At 64.8% G+C, this 18,334-nt stretch carries 12 protein-coding genes; 8 read left to right on the top strand and 4 right to left on the bottom strand.

The annotated features are described in order from the left end of the window. Positions 1 to 10: 10 nt before the first annotated feature. The 3 genes from ABD678_RS02395 to rhaI are packed head-to-tail and all read right to left on the bottom strand — an operon-like array spanning position 11 to position 4,619. Positions 11 to 1,426 carry a rhamnulokinase gene (locus ABD678_RS02395; protein WP_344753293.1) on the bottom strand — a complete coding sequence of 472 codons (1,416 nt, stop codon included), beginning with the start codon at positions 1,424 to 1,426 and terminating at the stop codon, positions 11 to 13. Further along, complete coding sequence (locus ABD678_RS02400) at positions 1,423 to 3,459, bottom strand: bifunctional aldolase/short-chain dehydrogenase (protein ID WP_344753295.1); 2,037 nt, start codon at positions 3,457 to 3,459, stop codon at positions 1,423 to 1,425. The genes ABD678_RS02395 and ABD678_RS02400 overlap by 4 nt, the downstream gene beginning before the upstream one ends. Then, complete coding sequence (gene rhaI / locus ABD678_RS02405; RefSeq protein ID WP_425561938.1) at positions 3,456 to 4,619, bottom strand: L-rhamnose isomerase; 1,164 nt, start codon at positions 4,617 to 4,619, stop codon at positions 3,456 to 3,458. The genes ABD678_RS02400 and rhaI overlap by 4 nt, the downstream gene beginning before the upstream one ends. Positions 4,620 to 4,767: 148 nt before the next feature. Between rhaI and ABD678_RS02410 the strand changes: the two genes are divergently transcribed. The 8 genes from ABD678_RS02410 (at position 4,768) to ABD678_RS02445 (ending at position 15,715) form a co-directional block, all read left to right on the top strand. Beyond that, positions 4,768 to 6,015 (top strand): hypothetical protein, encoded by a 1,248-nt coding sequence (locus ABD678_RS02410; RefSeq protein ID WP_344753299.1) that lies wholly within the window; start codon positions 4,768 to 4,770, stop codon positions 6,013 to 6,015. Positions 6,016 to 6,030: 15 nt separating this feature from the next. Then, entirely contained in the window at positions 6,031 to 8,166 is a 2,136-nt protein-coding gene (locus ABD678_RS02415) for an alpha-amylase family protein (RefSeq protein ID WP_344753301.1), read from the top strand. A gap of 174 nt (positions 8,167 to 8,340) precedes the next feature. Continuing rightward, positions 8,341 to 9,864 carry an ABC transporter substrate-binding protein gene (locus ABD678_RS02420; protein ID WP_344753303.1) on the top strand — a complete coding sequence of 508 codons (1,524 nt, stop codon included), beginning with the start codon at positions 8,341 to 8,343 and terminating at the stop codon, positions 9,862 to 9,864. Between the two features lie 74 nt (positions 9,865 to 9,938). Further along, complete coding sequence (locus ABD678_RS02425; protein WP_344753305.1) at positions 9,939 to 10,877, top strand: ABC transporter permease; 939 nt, start codon at positions 9,939 to 9,941, stop codon at positions 10,875 to 10,877. Further along, the gene (locus ABD678_RS02430) at positions 10,850 to 12,655 is read left to right on the top strand and encodes a dipeptide/oligopeptide/nickel ABC transporter permease/ATP-binding protein (protein WP_344753307.1); all 1,806 of its coding nucleotides are present in this window, start codon (positions 10,850 to 10,852) and stop codon (positions 12,653 to 12,655) included. Before ABD678_RS02425 ends, ABD678_RS02430 begins: the two co-directional genes overlap by 28 nt. Then, positions 12,652 to 13,500, top strand: coding sequence for an ATP-binding cassette domain-containing protein (locus ABD678_RS02435; RefSeq protein WP_344753309.1), 849 nt, complete (start codon positions 12,652 to 12,654; stop codon positions 13,498 to 13,500). The genes ABD678_RS02430 and ABD678_RS02435 overlap by 4 nt, the downstream gene beginning before the upstream one ends. A gap of 1 nt (position 13,501) precedes the next feature. Further along, positions 13,502 to 14,728 carry an SGNH/GDSL hydrolase family protein gene (locus ABD678_RS02440; protein ID WP_344753311.1) on the top strand — a complete coding sequence of 409 codons (1,227 nt, stop codon included), beginning with the start codon at positions 13,502 to 13,504 and terminating at the stop codon, positions 14,726 to 14,728. Next, positions 14,729 to 15,715, top strand: a complete 987-nt coding sequence (locus ABD678_RS02445; RefSeq protein ID WP_344753313.1) for a medium chain dehydrogenase/reductase family protein — start codon at positions 14,729 to 14,731, stop codon at positions 15,713 to 15,715. It abuts the gene before it with no gap. Positions 15,716 to 15,781: 66 nt separating this feature from the next. On the opposite strand, the gene ABD678_RS02450 is transcribed toward ABD678_RS02445, so the two are convergent. Continuing rightward, complete coding sequence (locus ABD678_RS02450; protein ID WP_344753315.1) at positions 15,782 to 18,265, bottom strand: alpha-L-rhamnosidase-related protein; 2,484 nt, start codon at positions 18,263 to 18,265, stop codon at positions 15,782 to 15,784. Positions 18,266 to 18,334 lie beyond the last annotated feature (69 nt).

Below are 18,334 nucleotides of genomic sequence, written 5' to 3' on the forward strand. Positions count from 1 at the left end.
CGGAGAGTTCCTATCGAGGTTCGTAGCGGATTGTGGGGAAGGCGGGCGCGATGAGCGCCCTCAAAGTGTCGAGGTCGCCTGAAACATATCCGAGCGCGCGCGCCTGCACCAGCACGTTGCCGATGCTCGTCGCCTCGACGGGGCCGGCCACCACCGGCAGTCCCACGGCGTTCGCCGTCAACTGGCAGAGCAGCCCATTCTGCGCGCCACCACCGACCAGGTGCACGACCGACACCGTACGCCCGCTCAGCTCGGCTGCCGATCGGATCGTCCGAGCGTAGGCTTCGGCGAGTGACCGCAGGATCGCACTCACCATGGCGGGGCGGGAAGACGGCACAGGCAGGTCACGGGCGGCCAGCCAGGCCGAGATTCGCGCAGGCATGTTCCCCGGGGCCAGGAACACCTCATCGTCGACGTCGAAGATCGGAACGGCCTCGCTGACCACTGCGGCTTGTTCGACGAGCTCGGAAGCCGAAACCGTCGAACCGTCCTTCTTCCACTCACGTACGCATTCATTGAGCAACCACAGGCCCATGACGTTGTGCAGGTAGCGCACCCGACCGTCGAAGCCGCCCTCGTTGGTGAACCGGGCCAGCCGGCTTGCTTCGCTGAGCACAGGATGCTCCAGTTCGACCCCGACGAGTGACCAGGTCCCGCACGAGATGTAGGCAAAGTCGGGATCGAGGGCCGGGATGGCTACGACCGCCGAGGCGGTGTCATGCGAACACACCGTTGTCACGACAGCCTCCGTCCCGCCCAGGTCGCGGAGGACTTCCCCGGTGAGTCCACCGAGCGGTGTGCCGGGGTCGACGAGCTGGGGGAACAGCTCGCGCCGGAGGTGCAGGCGTTCGATGAGAGCCCTGTCCCATTCCGCTGTCTCGACGCCCAGCAACCCCGTCGTCGAGGCATTCGTGCGCTCGGCGAGGGAGTGCCCGGTCAGCCAGTAGGCGAACAGATCGGGAAGCAGCAGGAATGAGTCGGCCAACTCGAGGGTTCCGGCGGTGCGGTCGGCCGTCAGCTGGAAGAGCGTGTTGAACGGAAGGTGCTGCAATCCGTTGCGAGAGTACAGCTCCGCCGGAGACATGATCTCGTGCACGACCTCGACGGCGGGGGCACTGCGTTCGTCCCGATACGCATAAGGTGAGCCCAGTATCCGACCATCCCGCATGAGCGCATAGTCGACTCCCCACGAATCGACGCCGATGCTCGCTAATCCAGGCTCCTGGCGCACCGCCGCAGCAAGCCCATCCACCACCCGGCGATACAGCTCGAGGATGCTCCAATGGAGGCCGTCGGCGGTACGAACCGGCAGGTTGGGGAATCGGGCGACATCGGTGAGCCGGAGCGTGCCCTGCCCGACGTACCCCAGTTGTACTCGCCCGCTCGTCGCGCCGAGGTCGACGGCGGCGACGACTCCGGCGTTCATCGCAGGAAGGCGGCCGCGACGCCGGCGTCGACCGGGATATGAAGTCCGGTGGTGTGCGACAGGTCGGGCCCGGTGAGTACGGAGACGGCATTGGCGACGTTCTCCGGGAGGACTTCGCGCTTGAGAATCGTGCGTTGAGCGTAGAACCTGCCCAGCTCTTCCTCGGCGATCCCGTAGGTCCTGGCGCGGTTCGCTCCCCAGCCTGACGCAAAGATTCCCGACCCTCGTACGACCCCGTCCGGGTTGACACCGTTGACCTTGATGCCGTGTTCACCGAGCTCGACCGCGAGGAGTCGCACCTGGTGCGCCTGATCCGCCTTGGTCGCCGAGTAGGCGATGTTGTTGGGTCCGGCGACCACCGAGTTCTTGCTCGCGATGTAAATGACGTCGCCCCCCATTCCCTGCTCGATGAGCACGGGCGCGGTCGCCTTCGAGATCAGGAACGAACCCTTGGCCATGATGTCGTGCTGGAGATCCCAGTCCTCTTCGGTCGTGTCGAGAAGCGATTTCGAGAGGGAGACGCCGGCGTTGTTCACGATGATGTCGAGACCGCCGAATGCGAGTACCGCGTCGCGAACCAGCCCCTCGATCGCGGCGGCGTCGGAGACATCCACGGCCAGCCCGACCGCGACGTCGGTGGAGCCGATCTCCGCGGCGGCGGCCTGCGCGCGTGCCAGGTCCAGGTCTGCGACGACCACGCAGGCGCCGTCGGCGGCCAGCCGGGCGGCGATCGCCTTGCCGATTCCGGATGCTGCTCCCGTCACCAGCGCGATGCGCGTCGCGTGGCTCTTCGGCTTCGGCATACGCTGCAGTTTGGCGTCTTCGAGGGCCCAGTACTCGATGCGGAACTTCTCGACCTCCGAGATCGGGCTGTAGGTGGAGACCGATTCCGCCCCCCGCATGACATTGATGGCGTTCAGGTAGAACTCCCCCGCCACCCGAGCGGTCTGCTTGTTCGCGCCGTAGGAGAACATGCCCACTCCCGGCACCAGGACGATGAGCGGGTCGGCACCGCGCATGGCCGGTGAGTCGGCGGTGGCGTACTTCTCGTAATACGCCGTGTACTCGGCGCGGTAGTTCTCGTGCAGTTCCCTCAGCCGCCCTCTCATCTTCTCGAGCGAAGCCGCGGCCGGCAGGTCGAGCAGCATCGGCCTGACTTTGGTGCGGAGGAAGTGGTCGGGGCAACTTGTGCCGAGGGCAGCGAGCCGCGGTGCATTCGCGGAGGCGAGGAAGTCGAGCACGCGCTCATCGTCGGTGAAGTGTCCCACCATCGGCCTGTCGTGGGAGGCGATTCCACGGATAGTCGGCGCCAGAGCGGCAGCCTTCGCTCTACGCTCGGCGGGGTCGAGGGCGGCTTTCTTCGCCACGGTGCGTCCGAACGGGTTCTTCCTGCCGTGCTTGTCGAGATAATCCTGCGCAGTCCTGATGATCCAGCGCGAGTTCTTCTCGGCCGCGGCGCTCGAGTCGCCCCATGCCGTGATGCCGTGTCCGCCGAGGATGCAGCCGACCGCGCCCGGGTTCTCGTCCTTGATCGCGGCGATGTCGAGGCCCAGCTGGAACCCGGGGCGTCGCCAGGGAACCCACACCACCTTGTCGCCGAAGATCCTTGTGGTGAGGTCCTCACCATCTTTGGCGGTCGCGATGGCGATTCCGGAGTCCGGATGCAGGTGGTCGACATGCGCAGCATCCACAAGCGCGTGCATCGCGGTGTCGATCGATGGGGCGGCACCGCCCTTACCGTGCAGGCAGTGGTCGAAGGCCGCGACCATCTCGTCCTCGCGGCCTACGCCGGGATAGACATCGACGAGCGCGCGCAGACGATCCAGCTGCAAGACCGCGAGTCCCTCCTCCGTGAGTGTGCCCAGGTCGCCGCCCGAGCCTTTCACCCAGAGCAACTCGACGGGTTCACCGGTGACGGGATCCGTGCCGAAGCCCTTTGCGGAGGTGTTCCCGCCGGCATAGTTCGTGTTCTTCGGGTCGGCACCGAGTCGGTTCGACCGGGCGATGAGGTCGCCTGTGGTGGTGTCGCTCACGCGCCCCACCCGGCCTGCGCGCCGCCGACCCTCTCGAGTTCGATGCGCTCCTGGTAGCCGTCTGCGGCATAGGCGGCCATCGGGTTCGCTGGAAGGCCGCGGGATGCCCGCCATTCGGCGAGTGCAGGACGGACATCCGTGTAGAAGGCGTCCATGAGGACATCGTTCGCGGCGAGCACGTCGCCGGCATCCTGTGCACTACCGAGAGCAGCACGGTCGAGGAGGAGCGCACGCGCGGTCATCTCCTGCACATTGAGCACAGAGCGGATCTGGCCAGGAATCTTCTTCTCGATGTTGTGGCACTGGTCGAGCATGAAGGACACGCCGCTCGTGCTGCCGAAACCTCCTCCGCGGATGACTTCGACGAGTATCCGGAACAGCTGGAACGGATCCGCGGCGCCGACGATGAGATCGTCGTCGGCGTAGAACCGGGAGTTGAAGTCGAAGGCGCCGAGTTTTCCGAGTCGCAACAGTTGCGCGACGATGAACTCGATGTTCGTCCCTGGTGCGTGGTGGCCGGTGTCGAGGCAGACGAGGGCGCGCTCGCCGAGGGCTTCGACGTGAGCATAGGCGGTTCCCCAGTCGGGTACGTCGGTGTGATAGAACGCCGGCTCGAAGAACTTGTACTCCAGGACCAGGCGCTGGTCCTCGCCCAGGCGCTGGTAGATCTTTGCGAGCGAGTCCGCAAGCCGATCCTGACGCCCGCGGATGTCGTCCTGGCCCGGGTAGTTCGTCCCATCGGCCAACCAGATCTTCAGGTCTCGGGATCCGGTCTGGCCCATGACGTCGATGCACTGGAAGTGATGGTCGATGGCCTGCTGTCTGATCCTGCGATCACTGTGGGTGAGACTGCCGAGCTTGTACGCGTCGTCCTGGAACGTGTTCGAATTGATGGTCCCCAGTGTCATCCCGAGGTCTTCCGCATAGCGACGCAATGCGGCGAAGTCCTCCACGAGGTCCCAGGGGATGTGCAGGGCGACAATGGGTGCCAGGCCCGTCAGCTCGTGGACCTTGGCCGCGTCGGCCACCTTCTCGAAGGGGTCACGCGGTACGCCGGCCTGGGGGAAGACGCGGAATCGTGTTCCTGAGTTTCCGAATGCCCAGGATGGCAACTCGATGGACTGGTCTGCGAGTGCGTCCAGATCCTGACTGGTGAACATCGAACTCATGACGCCTTCTCTCTGCAGCGCGGGCCCGTCGTGAGGACGACCCGACTCCCCGGTACTTCCAGTCGATCACGATTGAATCGTTTCATCGCACGCCTTATACTAGGCGCACCACCAGGCCGGGTCAACGTAAGGAATGCTGATGATCGCAGTCGGAGCGTACGACGACGTAAGAGCCACTGCTTCGGGAATGGATCGTGCCCTCGACGCCGGAAACGGGATCGTGCGGCTCGCTCCTGCCTGGGTTCCTCGAGCGTTCTGCACTCCCGGGCGGCGCATCCGGCTGCACCCGGACGACTACTTTCCGTTCGGGCAGACTCGCGGTGGGATCGATGAGCGGTGGTTGGCCTCCGCAGTTCGCGCGGACAACGGACCGCTGACCGGCACGGACGAAGGCCTCAGCCTCGTTGTGGATCCGGACGGTGGCCCGCTGATCCCGTTCGACGAGTTCGTCGCTCACCACAAGGCGGAGCTGATCGGGGGCCGTGTGTACGGCGCTCACGCGTCGTGGCCGATGTACTCCAAGTTCTTCGACAACCAGCAGGCGCTGCCGTTTCACGTCCATCACACCGATGAGAAGGCCGCCCTGGTCGGCAAGCCCGGCAAGCCGGAGGCCTACTATTACTCACCGCACATGAACAACCATCTCGGCGACCAGCCGATCTCCTTCCTTGGGCTCCAACCCGACGTCAGGCCGGAACAGGTGAAGGAGCGGCTCGAACGCTTCGCGCAGGGCGGCGACAATCGCATCACCGAACTCTCCCTCGGCTATCGCACCCGGCTGGGAACCGGTTGGGACATCCCGTCCGGAGTGTTGCATGCACCGGCGAGCGTCGCGACCTACGAACCCCAGGCCGCATGCGATGTGTTCTGCATGTGCGAGTCCTGGAGCAATAACCGGGAGGTGCCGGAGGAGCTGCTCTGGAAGGACGTGCCGACGGGCAGGCATGGCGACCTCGACTTCATCATCGGTCTGCTCAAGTGGGACCTCAATACCGACCCGCACTTCGTCAGGAATCGATTCATGGTTCCCTATTCCACCGAGCAGTCCGTGGCCGACGGCGGGGGAGCCTACGTGGAGAAGTGGATCGTGTTCCGGTCGCCGCACTTCAGTGCGAAGGAGCTCACGGTGCATCCGGGACAGACGGTGACGATCATCGATACGGACGCATACGGCCTCATCGCCGTTCAGGGGTTCGGCGCCTTCGGGTCCCACGACATCGCAGCCGCGACCCTGATCCGATACGGGCAGCTCAGCCAGGACGAGTTCTTCGTCTCGGAGGTGGCGGCGCGTGAAGGGGTGAAGATCACGAACCGCAGTGCAACCGATGACCTGGTGATTCTCAAGCACTTCGGTCCGGGGAATGCGGAACTGGCGCTTCGCGTCTGAGTTCGCACAGGGATCATGAACGCTTACCTCCGCTCTCGCCGACGGCTGCTCCTCGACATGCACATCCCGGACTGGGATGAGAGATTTCTCTCGGACTATGAACCCACCGAACTCGTGCGTCTCTACCGGCTGGCGGGAGCGGATGGGGCGCTCCTGTACTGCAAGTCGCACCTGGGGCTGAACTACTGGCCGACACCGGTGGGCGGAATTCATCGTGCCGCACATGAGCGCGACTTCGTCGGAGAGGCGAAGGCGGCGCTCGAGGAAGCCGGAATCGCCGTTGCCGCCTACCACAGTGTCATCTTCGACAATTGGGCCGCCGAGGCCCACCCCGACTGGCGGATCATCCCGGCCAGCCGAGCGGTGGGCAAGGAGTGGACGGTGCTCGGCCATCGTTACGGCACGATGTGCCCGAATCATCCGGAGTATGTGGACTACGAGAAGGCCCAGATCACCGCACTTCTGGAGCGGTACGGATTTGAGACACTGTGGTTGGACATGGCGTTCTGGACCGCGGTGTGCGTATGCGAGGCCTGTGCCACCCGGTTCCATGCCGAACACGGGATGGACATTCCGAAGGTCATCGACTGGGGCGACACCGCCTGGTGCACCTTCCAGTCCGCGCGTGAGCGGTGGATCTCCGGGTTCGCGGCCGACCTCATGGAGACTGCGCGCCGGGTGCGACCAGGGATCGCTGTCACCCACAATCTCGCCCCGGGGCTCCGCGGCTGGTTCCAGACGCAACGGGCGCAGGACGCCGGCCTCGACGACTTCGCTGCGGGAGACCTCTACGGCGGGTTCGACGAACAGGTCTTCGTTCTTGAACTCATGCGGGGGTTCCGACGCCCCGCATTACCGGAGTTCATGACGACGCGGACGAGGGATCTGTTCAACCACTCCAGCACGAAGACCCAGCACGAGATGCTCACCCAGGCCTTCGCGGCGGTTGCGGCCGACTCCGCGTTCCTGTTCATCGACGCCGTTGAGCCGTCCGGCCGGTTGAACGAGAAGGTGTATGAGCGCATCGGGCGTGTGTTCGGCGCGACCCGCCCCTTCGAGGCGGAGACGGGCGGCAGCGCGATCGCCGATGTCGCGATCTATTACTCGGATGACTCCCGCATCGAAGAACCCGGCGTCGACCTCGTGGCGGATGCTGTACCGGGAGGTGGATCTCGCCACCAGGATGCGGTGATGGGCGCGGTTCGCGCTCTCCGCCGCGGCCACATACCGTTCTCCGTCGTGACGCGTCTCGACAACGGGAGGCTCGGCGAGTTCTCGGTGATCGTTCTGCCGGATGCCCGTCGGCTGTCGTCCGAGGACGTTCAGGCCCTGCGTGCTTACGTGAGAGGGGGCGGGCGACTCTATGCGAGTGGTCGCAGTTCCCTTCTCCTATCCGACGGATCGACGAGCGGTGATTTTGCGCTCGCAGACCTCTTCGGGTGCCACAAGACCGGCACGGAGGAGGGCGTGATGGTGTATCTTCGTCCGGAGACGCCGGGTCTTGTGGCGGCCATGGAGCCGGAGCCCTATCTGCCGGTCGGGCAGCGACGCCCGCTGCCCACCGGCCCAGGGGCTCCGCTCGGGCTTCCCCGGATCTCGGCGGCCGAAGGCGCGCGGGTGCTTGCGCGTCTGACGCTGCCTTTCGGCTACCCGTCCGATGGCAGCATGACAGCCAGGGACTTCGCGAGCATCCATTCGTCGCCGCCGTGGGACGACACCGCGCACCCCGCGATCGTCATGAATGACGTCGGCGCCGGGCGTGCCCTCTACTCGAGTGCGCCGATCGAGTCGATCGACAGTCCCGCGCATGAGGCGACGTTTCTCCACCTGCTGGCCGACGAACTCGGTCTCGACCCCCGACTCTCTGCGGCGGGTCACCCGGATGTGTGGGTCACGGGGTTCGAGCAACCCGATCGCGGCCGCATTGTCGTCAGCGCATTGCGACTTGCCGGCGATGCGTCGGGCGTTCCGGTGCCCATGGCGGTCCGCATTCGCGTTCCTGAGGGTTCCGCGGTGGCCGCCGTGCGCGATGTCGGCTCCGGTGAGCCGTTTCCCTGGCGCGTGGGTGGCGACATCGTGACCGTCGGTATGGCAGTCGACATCTTCGACATGATGGCTGTTGAGCTCACAACGACTCCGGTCGAGGGGTGACCCCGGGGTGAAGGGAGGTCGGAAATTATCACGATTCATAACGGCACTCGACAAGCCTGCCCCGCACCTGTACCCTCAGTAGAAACCACAACATTGAAACGATTCATGTTGCGGGTGGCCCGTACAACGTCGTAGATAGAAGGGGCAAGAAGAATGAAACATAGAAAGAGGATTGTGACGGCGCTTGCCGCGGCCTCGGTCGCCGCGCTGGCCCTCAGCGGATGTACCCCCACGGACGAGCCAGGCACCGATGCGGAGCAGACGCTGACCCTGGCAGTTTCCTCCGACAGCCTGTGGGGCTTTGTCCGCACCGACATCGGAACCCAGGTTCACCAGTCGTCGGCATACTGGATGCCGCTGTACGACACCATCGTGAAGATCACGCCGGATCTGGAGATCCTGCCCAATCTCGCGACCAAGTGGGAGTACAACGACGACCTCACCGTACTCACCCTCACGCTTCGCGACGATGTGAAGTTCACGGATGGCACTCCGCTCGATGCCGAGGCGGTCGTCAAGAACCTCCTCACCTTCCGTGATGGCGGCGGCGGCGAGGTCACCCAGGCGGCGTCGTCGATCGCCGATGCGGTGGCGGAGGATGCGACGACGGTCGTCGTCACCCTGAAGCAGGCCGACCCGGCCATCCTTCCCGCGATGGCGGCCTCCCTCGGTGCGGTCTTCCTCCCGGCGGACATCGCCAACCCGGACAAGGACAAGTCGGTCGTGCCGGTTGGTTCAGGTCCGTACATCCTCGATGACGCGAACACGACCCCTGGATCCGTATACACCTACGTGCGTAACAAGGATTACTGGGATCCGGCCTCCTACCCGTTCGACAAGCTCGTGCTTCGTCCGATGGCGGATACTGCGGCTCGCATGAACGCCCTCAAGGCCGGTGAGGTCGATGGTGCCATGGTGCCGGCGGCCAATGCCGCGGACATCGAGGCGAGCGGTCTCACCCTCAACTCGGGTATCGCCAACTGGGCCGGCCTCCATCTCATCGACCGTGGGGGCACCCTTGTTCCGGCGCTCGCGAACGTGAAGGTGCGCCAGGCGATCAACATGGTCTTCGACCGCGAATCGCTCGTGAAGAATCTTTTCCAGGGCTACGGGGTGGCTAACAACCAGGTGTTCCGCGAAGGCAGTGCTGCCTACGTCGCAAGCGAGAAGGACACTTATCCGTTCGACATCGAGGCAGCCAAGAAGCTCATGGCCGAGGCCGGATACGCGGACGGTTTCGACATGAAGATACCGGCGATCACCGGCAACCACGACGTGATCATGCCGATCATCAAGCAGCAGCTCGGCGAGATCGGAATCCGGTTGACGGTGGACTCGTTCCAGCTCGGCGACTACTTCAATGAGGTCTTCGCCAAGAAGTACCCGCTCGTCTTCGTCAACCTTCCGAGCTTCGATGACTGGCGGGACGTGAAGGGCATGGTGACCCCGACAGCGTTGTGGAACGTGTTCAAGACGGAGGACCCGGTACTCGACGGCTACATCGAGGCCGCACGAACCAGTGCTGGCGACGAGCAGAAGGCCGCCTTCCAGAACATCGGGCAGTACCTCATCGACAACGCCTGGTACGCACCGTGGGCGACGCCTCACGTGCTGTACGGAACCGACAGTGCCATCACGGCGGAACTGAGCCCCGGACAGGTCGAACCCCTGATCTGGGACATCAAGCCCGCGAAGTAGAGGCCCCGATGCCACGTCGCAGGGAATCCAACCCTGCGACGTGGCACACTTCGGTGAAGCAGTAGGGAATCTTCATGCTCGTATTTCTCGCTCGGCGAGTAGTGGCAGGCATCGTGCTGACCGTGGTCGTCTCTGCGGTGACGTTCACTCTCATCTATAGCGATGGCGAGCGCATCGCCCGACTCATTCTCGGACCGGACGCGGATCAGGCCGCCGTGGTGCAGCGGGCCCAGGAGCTCGGACTCAATGAGCCTCTCATCGTGCAGTTCTTCGTGTGGTTCGGCAACCTCCTCCACGGTGACCTCGGTCGGTCCCTCAGCGACCACCGACCCGTCATCGAAACCCTGTTGTCCCGCGTCCCCGTCACGCTCGCTCTCGTCGGATTCACCCTGCTCGTCACGCTCGTCTTCGCGGTGGTCATCGGGCTCTACAGCGCCTACAAGGGCGGATGGGTCGACTCCGGACTGCGAACCTTCGGCGTCTTCGGGTTCGCGACCCCCCACTTCCTCATCGCCATCGGTCTCGTGGTTCTCTTCGCTCTCAACCTCAAGCTGTTGCCGGCGACCGGATACATCCCTCCGACGCGATCCCTCGGTGGATGGATGCTCTCCCTGGTCCTTCCGGTGACGGCTCTCGCGGTCGGAACGATCGCCTCCGCGTCCCAGCAGGTGAGAGGCGCGGTCATGGACGTCATGAAGCAGGACTACATCCGCACGCTCCGCAGCCGAGGTATACCCCTTAGTGCCGTGTATCTCCGTCATGCCCTCAAGAATGCGAGCGCCCCGGGCCTCACGACCCTCGGAATGCAGTTCGTGGGGCTGCTCGGCGGTGCGGTGGTGATCGAGCAGGTCTTCGCGCTTCCGGGCATCGGATCGCTGGTCATCGCCTCGGCCCTCAAGTCGGATATTCCGGTCATCATGGGCACCGTGCTGTTCCTGGTGGTGGTGGTCGTCATCGTCAACATCGTGGTCGACCTGGCGATCGCGTGGGCCAACCCGAAGTCGAGGGCATGATGAGCGGCGAACTCGGACTTGTGGTGGCGCCGGAGCTCCCCACCTTCATCCGGCAGGGAACGCTCCGCCGGCTCGCCAGGAAGCCGACGGTCTGGATCTCCGCCGTCATCCTCTCCACGGTGCTGTTCTTCTCGTTCTTCGGCGCCATTCTCACGCCCTTCGACCCGAACCTGACCAAACTCGCCATGGTCAACATCGGGCCATTCCAGTCCGAGTACCTGCTCGGTGGCGACAGGGCGGGCCGTGACATCCTCAGCCGTCTCATGTTCGCCACGGCGAACACCATCGGTGGTGCCGCGATCGCCGTTTCGGTGGCTGTCGCGATCGGCGTGACCGTGGGACTCATGGCCGGATACTACGGACGCACCTTCGATGCCATCGGGGCCTGGCTCTCCAACCTCATTCAGGCGGTTCCCGGCATGATCGTGCTGATCGCCGTGTTCGTCGTGGTCGGGCCGTCGACGGTCACGAGCATGATCGTCGTCGGCATCCTCATCGCGCCCGCGTACTTCCGACTCGTCCGCAATGTCGTCATCTCCGTGCGCAACGAACTCTATGTCGACGCTGCTCGGGTATCGGGGCTGTCGGACATCCGCATCATGAGCAGGCACATCTTCGTGGTGATCCGTGCCCCCATCATCATCGAAATGGCGTACATCGCCGGAATCGCCCTTGTGATTCAAGCCGCCCTGGAGTTCATCGGACTGGGCAGCCCGGAGAGCCCGACCTGGGGAGGCATGCTCCAGGATTCGTTCAACGCGCTGTATATCTCCCCCTTCGCCATCCTGTGGCCCGCGCTCTCGATCATTCTCACGGTGCTCGCGTTCGTCTTCCTGAGCAATGCCGTGCGAGACACGCTGGGGGACCCGCGCAGCAGTGGCGGCACAGCCCGCAAGGCGATCGCCCATGCCGTGACTCCACCAGGCGCGGCGGAGCTCGGCGAGCCGAATGCATTCCTCTCCGTTCGTGAACTCTCCATCGCCTACCCGCTCTCGAAGGAGAAGTCCCGAACCGTCGTGAGGAAGGTCGGGCTGCAGGTGAATCGGGGCGAGGTGCTGGGGCTCGTCGGCGAAAGCGGTTCCGGAAAGACGCAGACCGCGTTCGCGATCCTCGGGCTCCTCCCTCCGGAGGCGATCGTCACATCCGGTCGAATCGTGTTCGACGGACTGCCGCTGCTCGAGCTCACGGAGAAGAGGCTCAACCAGCTGCGCGGGAGGGAGATCGCCTACGTTCCTCAGGAGCCCATGTCCAACCTCGACCCAGCCTTCACCGTCGGTCAGCAGTTCGGGTTCGCCATGAGGAAGAAGCTCGGGCTTTCGAGAGTCGAGTCGCGGGAACGGGCACTGTCACTGCTCGCTCGGGTGAACATCAAGGAACCGGAGCGGGTGTACGACTACTACCCGCACCAGCTGTCCGGTGGGATGGCTCAGCGCGTGCTCATCGCGATCGCCGTCTCCTGCGATCCGAAACTGCTCATTGCCGACGAGCCCACGACTGCGCTCGACGTCACGGTGCAGGCCGAAGTGCTCGACCTCCTGCGCGATCTTCAGCAGGAGCGATCGATGGCGCTCATCCTCGTGACGCACAACTTCGGCGTCGTCGCCGACATCTGCGAGCGCGTAGCCGTGATGAAAGACGGAGAGATCGTGGAGACCGGGGAGACGAGGGCGATCATGAAGCGGCCGGAGCATCCCTACACCCGCCTGCTGCTGGATTCGGTTCTTGACAACGTACCCATGCGCGCCCCGCTCACGTCACGGGATGGAGTGAGGGCATGAGCCGGGAGGGGACCGCGCTGCTCCAGGTCGAGGACCTCGAGGTCGAGTACCGAAAGGCCGGATGGCGCAAGCCTGCCAACCGTGTGCTGCACCATGTCTCGCTCTCGATTCAGGAAGGCGAAACCCTCGGTCTCGTCGGCGAATCCGGTTCGGGGAAGACGACGTTGGGGCGAAGCATCCTCGGCCTGGTCCCGGTCGCATCGGGGCGCATTCTCTACGCCGGTCGGGACATCACCCACGCTCGGCGCCGTGAGCGCCGGGCGTTGGCGAAGGAGATCCAGGTCGTCTTCCAGGACCCTTACTCCTCCCTCAATCCATCGTTACTCGTATCGGACATCCTCTCCGAGCCGCTTCGGGCTGCGGGTATCGGCGGTACCGAGGCCCGCAGGCGGGTGCGTGAACTGCTCGACCGGGTGGGGATGCCATCCGATGCCTCGGAGCGTTACCCGGTGGAGTTCTCCGGCGGCCAGCGACAACGAATCGCGATCGCCCGAGCGCTCGCGCTCGAGCCGAGGCTCATCATCTGCGACGAACCGGTGAGCGCGCTCGACCTTTCGACTCAGGCTCGGGTGCTGGATCTCCTGATCGACATTCAGGAGCGCACCGGGGTCGCCCTGCTCGTGATCTCCCACGATCTCTCCGTGGTGCGAGCCGTCTGCCACCGTGTGGCTGTCATGTACCAGGGTGAGATCGTCGAGCACGGCGCTACGGGCGCGGTGATCGATCATCCGACACAGGCCTACACCAGGAAGCTTCTGCTCGCGGCGCCGGTGTCCGACCCGGACGAACAGCGCGAGCGCAGGGAGGCGCGTCGACTTCTGGCGGAGTCGGAGTCGGTGCTCTGACATGGCGACATCCCTCCACGACACCGAGCCTGCGCCTCCGATGGATGTCGCGCACTGGCCGATCCTGAAGACGACGCAGGGCGAGTTCGCCGTCGAGGGTGCCGACCATGTCGAGCAGACCGATTCCGGACTGGTGTTCCACCGACTCCCGGAGTCCGCCATCGCCAAGATCCCCATGGAGTTCTTCCGGGTCGTGGAGGCCCAGCCCAGTGGAGTGAGACTCGTCATGGCGACGCGCGCCACCACCATCAGGCTGGTGGTCACGACGACGGCAGCCGTGTTCTTTCCCGACGAACCCGTCGAGTCCTTTGGGCGATTCGACCTTCTCGTCGATGGTCGACCGTGCTCTCACCTCGTCGTCCCCTCCGGTGGTATTCGGACGATGGAGGTTCTCACCAACAGTTCGACGGTGAGCCCGGGCGTCCCGGTGACCGTCGACTTCGAGGGGTTGCCTGGACGCGACAAGACCGTGGAGATCTGGCTTCCTCACGATGTGGAGGTCGCGGTGGCATCGGTTGACGCGAATGCCCCGCTCGCGGCCGTGCGTGATGCGCGGCCGATCTGGTTGAACTACGGAAGCTCCATCAGTCACGGGGTCAATGCGTCGGCGCCCACGGGGATCTGGGCGGCCGTAGCCGCGACGGCGGCCGGGAGGAATCTTCTGAGCATGGGCTTCAGCGGCAACGCCCTGCTCGACTCGCTGGTAGCCACAACGATCCGCGACAGGGAAGCCGACCTCATCTCTCTCGAGATCGGGATCAACGTCATCAACCATGACGGATTTCGGGTGCGAACGTTTCTGTCGGCGGTGACGGCGTTTCTCGACACCATTCGCGAGCGCCACACGACTACGCCGATCTGGGTGGTCTCGGCCATACTGTGTCCTGTCGTCGAAGATCGGCCGGGACCCACGATGATGGTCGGGCTGCCTGGTGCGCGTCGCGCGGAAACCGAGAGTCAGCCACACGATCTTCAGCGCGGTCGCCTGAGCCTCTCCCTGACCCGCGAACTTCTCCAACAGATCGTCGAGTGGCGATCCCGGACCGACTCGAACCTGCACTACCTGGACGGGCGCGAGCTCTACGGTGAGGCAGAGAGCGAGTCAATGCCGATGCGGGACGGTCTGCACCCGGACTCCGCCGCCCAACGGCATATCGGGCTCCGATTCGCAGAGCTCGTGCTCGGTGCCACTGTGACGGACACCACCTTGGCGAAGAGGAGCAATTGAATGTCGAGCAGGTCAACCGCTGTGATCTCCGCGCGAGCCGATGACATCACCATCGGCGAGGTTGCTCTCGCCCCGCTCGGCCGAGCCGAGGTCATGATCCGCACCCTGTATTCGGGCATCAGCACGGGCACTGACAAGTGGATGCTGCGGGGCCGGTTCACGTGGGTCAACGCCGAGTATCCGCTGTGCCCCGGCTACCAGCGCGTCGGGGTCATCGAAGAGGTCGGCGCGGATGTGACCGAGTTCGAGCCCGGCCAACTCGTCGCGGCGACGATGAGCGTGGGGCTCGAGGGCGTGCATCCACTCTGGGGGGCTCACATCGCGCGCGCCGCATCCAGCGTCGGCACCGTGTATTCCGCCGAGGGCATCGACGCCCGAGCCGCGTCGCTGTTCGTGTCGGCGCAAGTGGGGTACAACGCTGCGTCTCGGATCGACGCACCGGCCGGATCGGGAGTCGTCGTCATCGGCGACGGGATCATCGGTTCGTCCGCTGCCCTGTGCGCGCTCGCTCGCGGATTCCGGGTGCTCGTAGTCGGACGGCACGATTCACGACTCGCACAGCTCGCCCGTCTCGGACTTAGCTCCCTCAACAGCCGCACCGAACCGCTCGACCGCGTTGTCGAATTCGCGCCCAGGGTGGCGATCGACACAATCCAGACGTCCGACTCCTTCGGCACCTACTTCCCCGCGCTGCCCGAGCGCACGGGCCAGATCGTGTTCAGCGGGCACACGCCCGGCGGCGTGACGACGTGGGGGGACATGGAAGCGATGCAGAAGAAGGAACTCACCGCCCACTTCGTCTCCGGATGGACGCGCGAACGCCTTACCGCGACCCTCGAGCTGATGCGCGCTGGGAGGCTGCCTCTCGAGGAACTCGTAGGCAGGGTCCCACGAGGCCCGGAGGCCATCGTGGCCGCCATGACGGACATCATTCTGGCACGGCTCGAACCCGTCGCCGCCACAATCGATTGGGGCGAGCGCGAATGAAGCTGGCCATTGCGCGAGGGGCTGGCTCGAGCGCGTCCGTGACACGCGGCCCCTGCAGGCGGGCCATCATCGCGGAGTTCCTCCTTCGGGCGCATCCCCGTTCGGCCACGCGACGCTCGTTCGGCCGGCCGGATGTTCGTCGACAGCCCCACCCAAGCCGACCAGATACACCGGGCGCGGTGACTCCATGGTGAGGAGTCCATCCTCTACCTCGACGTGAACCGGTCCGTGCGGGGTTGGGGCTGTGACCTCGAGTTTTCGCAAGGGGCCAAGCCGTGGTTCGATTCTCACCGTCGCGAATCCCGGTTCCGCGGGTGAGATGCCCGCGACATACCGGACGAGGTCACGCGCCGGCGTGGCAGACCACGCATGGGCATACGACTGGCCGCGCCAGACCTCGCGCAGGGCGCTCGGGCCGATCGCCAACATGCGGTCCCAGTCGTGAAGCAGCGCAGGCAACGCATCGGCCCTGCCCAGCAGGGCGAGGGCATCATGCACCACGTAGCGAAAGAACGGCTGGGCGGCGACCAGGTCGTGCTCGACATCCCAGTTGGGCTTGTAACGCAGCTCAAGAGTCTGGCGGAAGAACATCGATGGTGTGTAATCCGCGATGAGCATGGTCGGATCCACGACCCGGGCCCGATCGAGCAGGACCTCGGCAAGTCGTGCTCTGCGAGAGTCGGGAACGAGCCCCCCGACAACCGCCGCTGCGTTCGCATGTTCGCTGAGGCGGCGACTCCTCGCGCCGTTCTGGAGTGAGTCGGTGTAGATCCCGCGTTCGGCATCCCAAAAACGCTCGAACCCCTCGCGCAGTCGAGTGTGAACCGTACGCGCCCACCGAGCCCGGCTCTGATCTCCCAGCCACTCGGCGATCTCGGCGAAGTCCAGCAGTGCCCTCCCCCACAGCCCGTTGAGTGCGGCGACCGCACCCTCCACCTCGGTGGGAGCCCACTCGATGAGAACCCAGCCGGTGACATCCCGCAGCAGGCCATCATCGCCCTGGAATGGGAGGAACCAGCGCAGAACGGACTCGAAGGTCGGCATAAGGCCGGCTATCAGAGCCTCGTCGCCGGTGTAGCGATAGAGGTTATGCACCGTACGGGTCCAGTGCAGGGATGCATCCGGGATGGTGACCAAGCCGGGGTCCGAGAAGTCTGCCGCCGCCACCATCGGCAGGAGGCCGTCACCCCGTGCGCGCCCCAGGAGCTGTACATTTCGGATGGCGAGCGACCAGTTGGTGTTGTTCGTGAGATCGACCGACTGGTGAATGACCGAATCGGCGACCCATGCCCGCTGTTCCCTCGTCGGACAGTCCAGATAGGCGTCGCGAGAGCAGAGGTCAACGGTTCGCAGTGCAACGGCGTGCAACCGATTCAAGGCTTCGTCGTCGCAGGAGAAGCTCGGCCCGGTGGGCCGAGGTCGCAGATGTTCCACGACGGCGAACTCGTCCAGGCGAAGCGTTCCTGCTCCGATCGTCGTCACGATGGCATATCGACCACCCATGAATTCGAGACTGTCGTAGCCGTCGGCGTCGCCGCGCGCGGTGTATTCGATGTAATTGGCGGAGTCCAGGGCGAACGACTCGAGAACCTCGACCAGGCTGACGGCCAGTCGCACGCCGGGATCCGCGGTCAATCGGAAGGAGAGGATGCCCGACACGATGCCGCCGAGATCCAGCACCCAGCCGGTGTGTGATGGGATCTCTGCGGGGAGCGGCGTCTTCTGGTCGGCGTCAGGCAGCTCGGTACCTGCCAACTGGACCAGCATCTCGCGGAGGACCGTTGGGGAGTCGGCCGCGCTGCCGGCGAGGGGAACGTGCCAGACGGCGCACGGCTCGCGCCGTCTGGGTTCGGGCCGCGGAAGCGGATTACCGAGAGGAGTGCCGAAGGGCTCGGACGGCGGCCGCGTAGACGGGGGTCGACCGAACTGGACGGTCGCATCCGGCACCGCCGGTTCCCAGCTCGAGTCGTCGAATCCTGGCATTGTCCATGCCGGGTCGAACCGGGCTGCGTCGATGACCTCGGGGATCTGGGCAGAGATCTCGTCGGTCGGCCGGTGTGGTGTCCAGGCCTTGGCGATCTGAGCACGCCAGGACGGACCAGTGAGCAGTGTCACGGTTTCGGAATGTCCCGTATCGAACTGTGCCTCGAGCACGAGGCCGCCGGCAGCTCCCGGCCCCGTCATCGGCGTCGGTTCCCACCAGCTCGTGGGGAACCCGTAGTAACGCACGAGCACGGCGATGCAGTTCACGCCGATCACGAGGTACTCGCTGATGTCGACGAGGTCATGGAACAGCTCTCGCGCCGACGAACGAATAGGCCCCCGAAGCACTTCGTGTCCATTGACGTAGAGGATGTGTCGCGAATTGGAGGCGACCCGAACACGAGCCGTCTGCGCAAGGTCGTTCAGGGAGAACTCGCGTCGGAACAGAACCTTGGTATCGCCGATGTCGGTTGCGGGCAATCCGCCGAATCGCGACGTGGGTTTCGGATGGTCCGCCCCGGCGGACCAGATCCATTCACCCTGCCAGCGGGCATCATCGAGTTTCATCGGTACTCACGGAATCAGCGGACGAACCACATGGTAGCGGATAGTAGATTTGAATCGTTTCATAGGTAA

Source organism: Leifsonella bigeumensis, from assembly GCF_039537265.1.
Taxonomy (GTDB): Bacteria; Actinomycetota; Actinomycetes; order Actinomycetales; family Microbacteriaceae; genus Terrimesophilobacter; species Terrimesophilobacter bigeumensis.

What these genes read in the sequence shown, in the direction of transcription:
- ABD678_RS02395 (WP_344753293.1), bottom strand. Translation starts at nt 1,426, where the DNA reads ATGAACGCCGGAGTCGTCGCCGCCGTCGACCTCGGCGCGACGAGCGGG.
- rhaI (WP_425561938.1), bottom strand. Translation starts at nt 4,619, where the DNA reads ATGTTCACCAGTCAGGATCTGGACGCACTCGCAGACCAGTCCATCGAG.
- ABD678_RS02410 (WP_344753299.1), top strand. Translation starts at nt 4,768, where the DNA reads ATGATCGCAGTCGGAGCGTACGACGACGTAAGAGCCACTGCTTCGGGA.
- ABD678_RS02415 (WP_344753301.1), top strand. Translation starts at nt 6,031, where the DNA reads ATGAACGCTTACCTCCGCTCTCGCCGACGGCTGCTCCTCGACATGCAC.
- ABD678_RS02425 (WP_344753305.1), top strand. Translation starts at nt 9,939, where the DNA reads ATGCTCGTATTTCTCGCTCGGCGAGTAGTGGCAGGCATCGTGCTGACC.
- ABD678_RS02435 (WP_344753309.1), top strand. Translation starts at nt 12,652, where the DNA reads ATGAGCCGGGAGGGGACCGCGCTGCTCCAGGTCGAGGACCTCGAGGTC.
- ABD678_RS02440 (WP_344753311.1), top strand. Translation starts at nt 13,502, where the DNA reads ATGGCGACATCCCTCCACGACACCGAGCCTGCGCCTCCGATGGATGTC.
- ABD678_RS02445 (WP_344753313.1), top strand. Translation starts at nt 14,729, where the DNA reads ATGTCGAGCAGGTCAACCGCTGTGATCTCCGCGCGAGCCGATGACATC.
- ABD678_RS02450 (WP_344753315.1), bottom strand. Translation starts at nt 18,265, where the DNA reads ATGAAACTCGATGATGCCCGCTGGCAGGGTGAATGGATCTGGTCCGCC.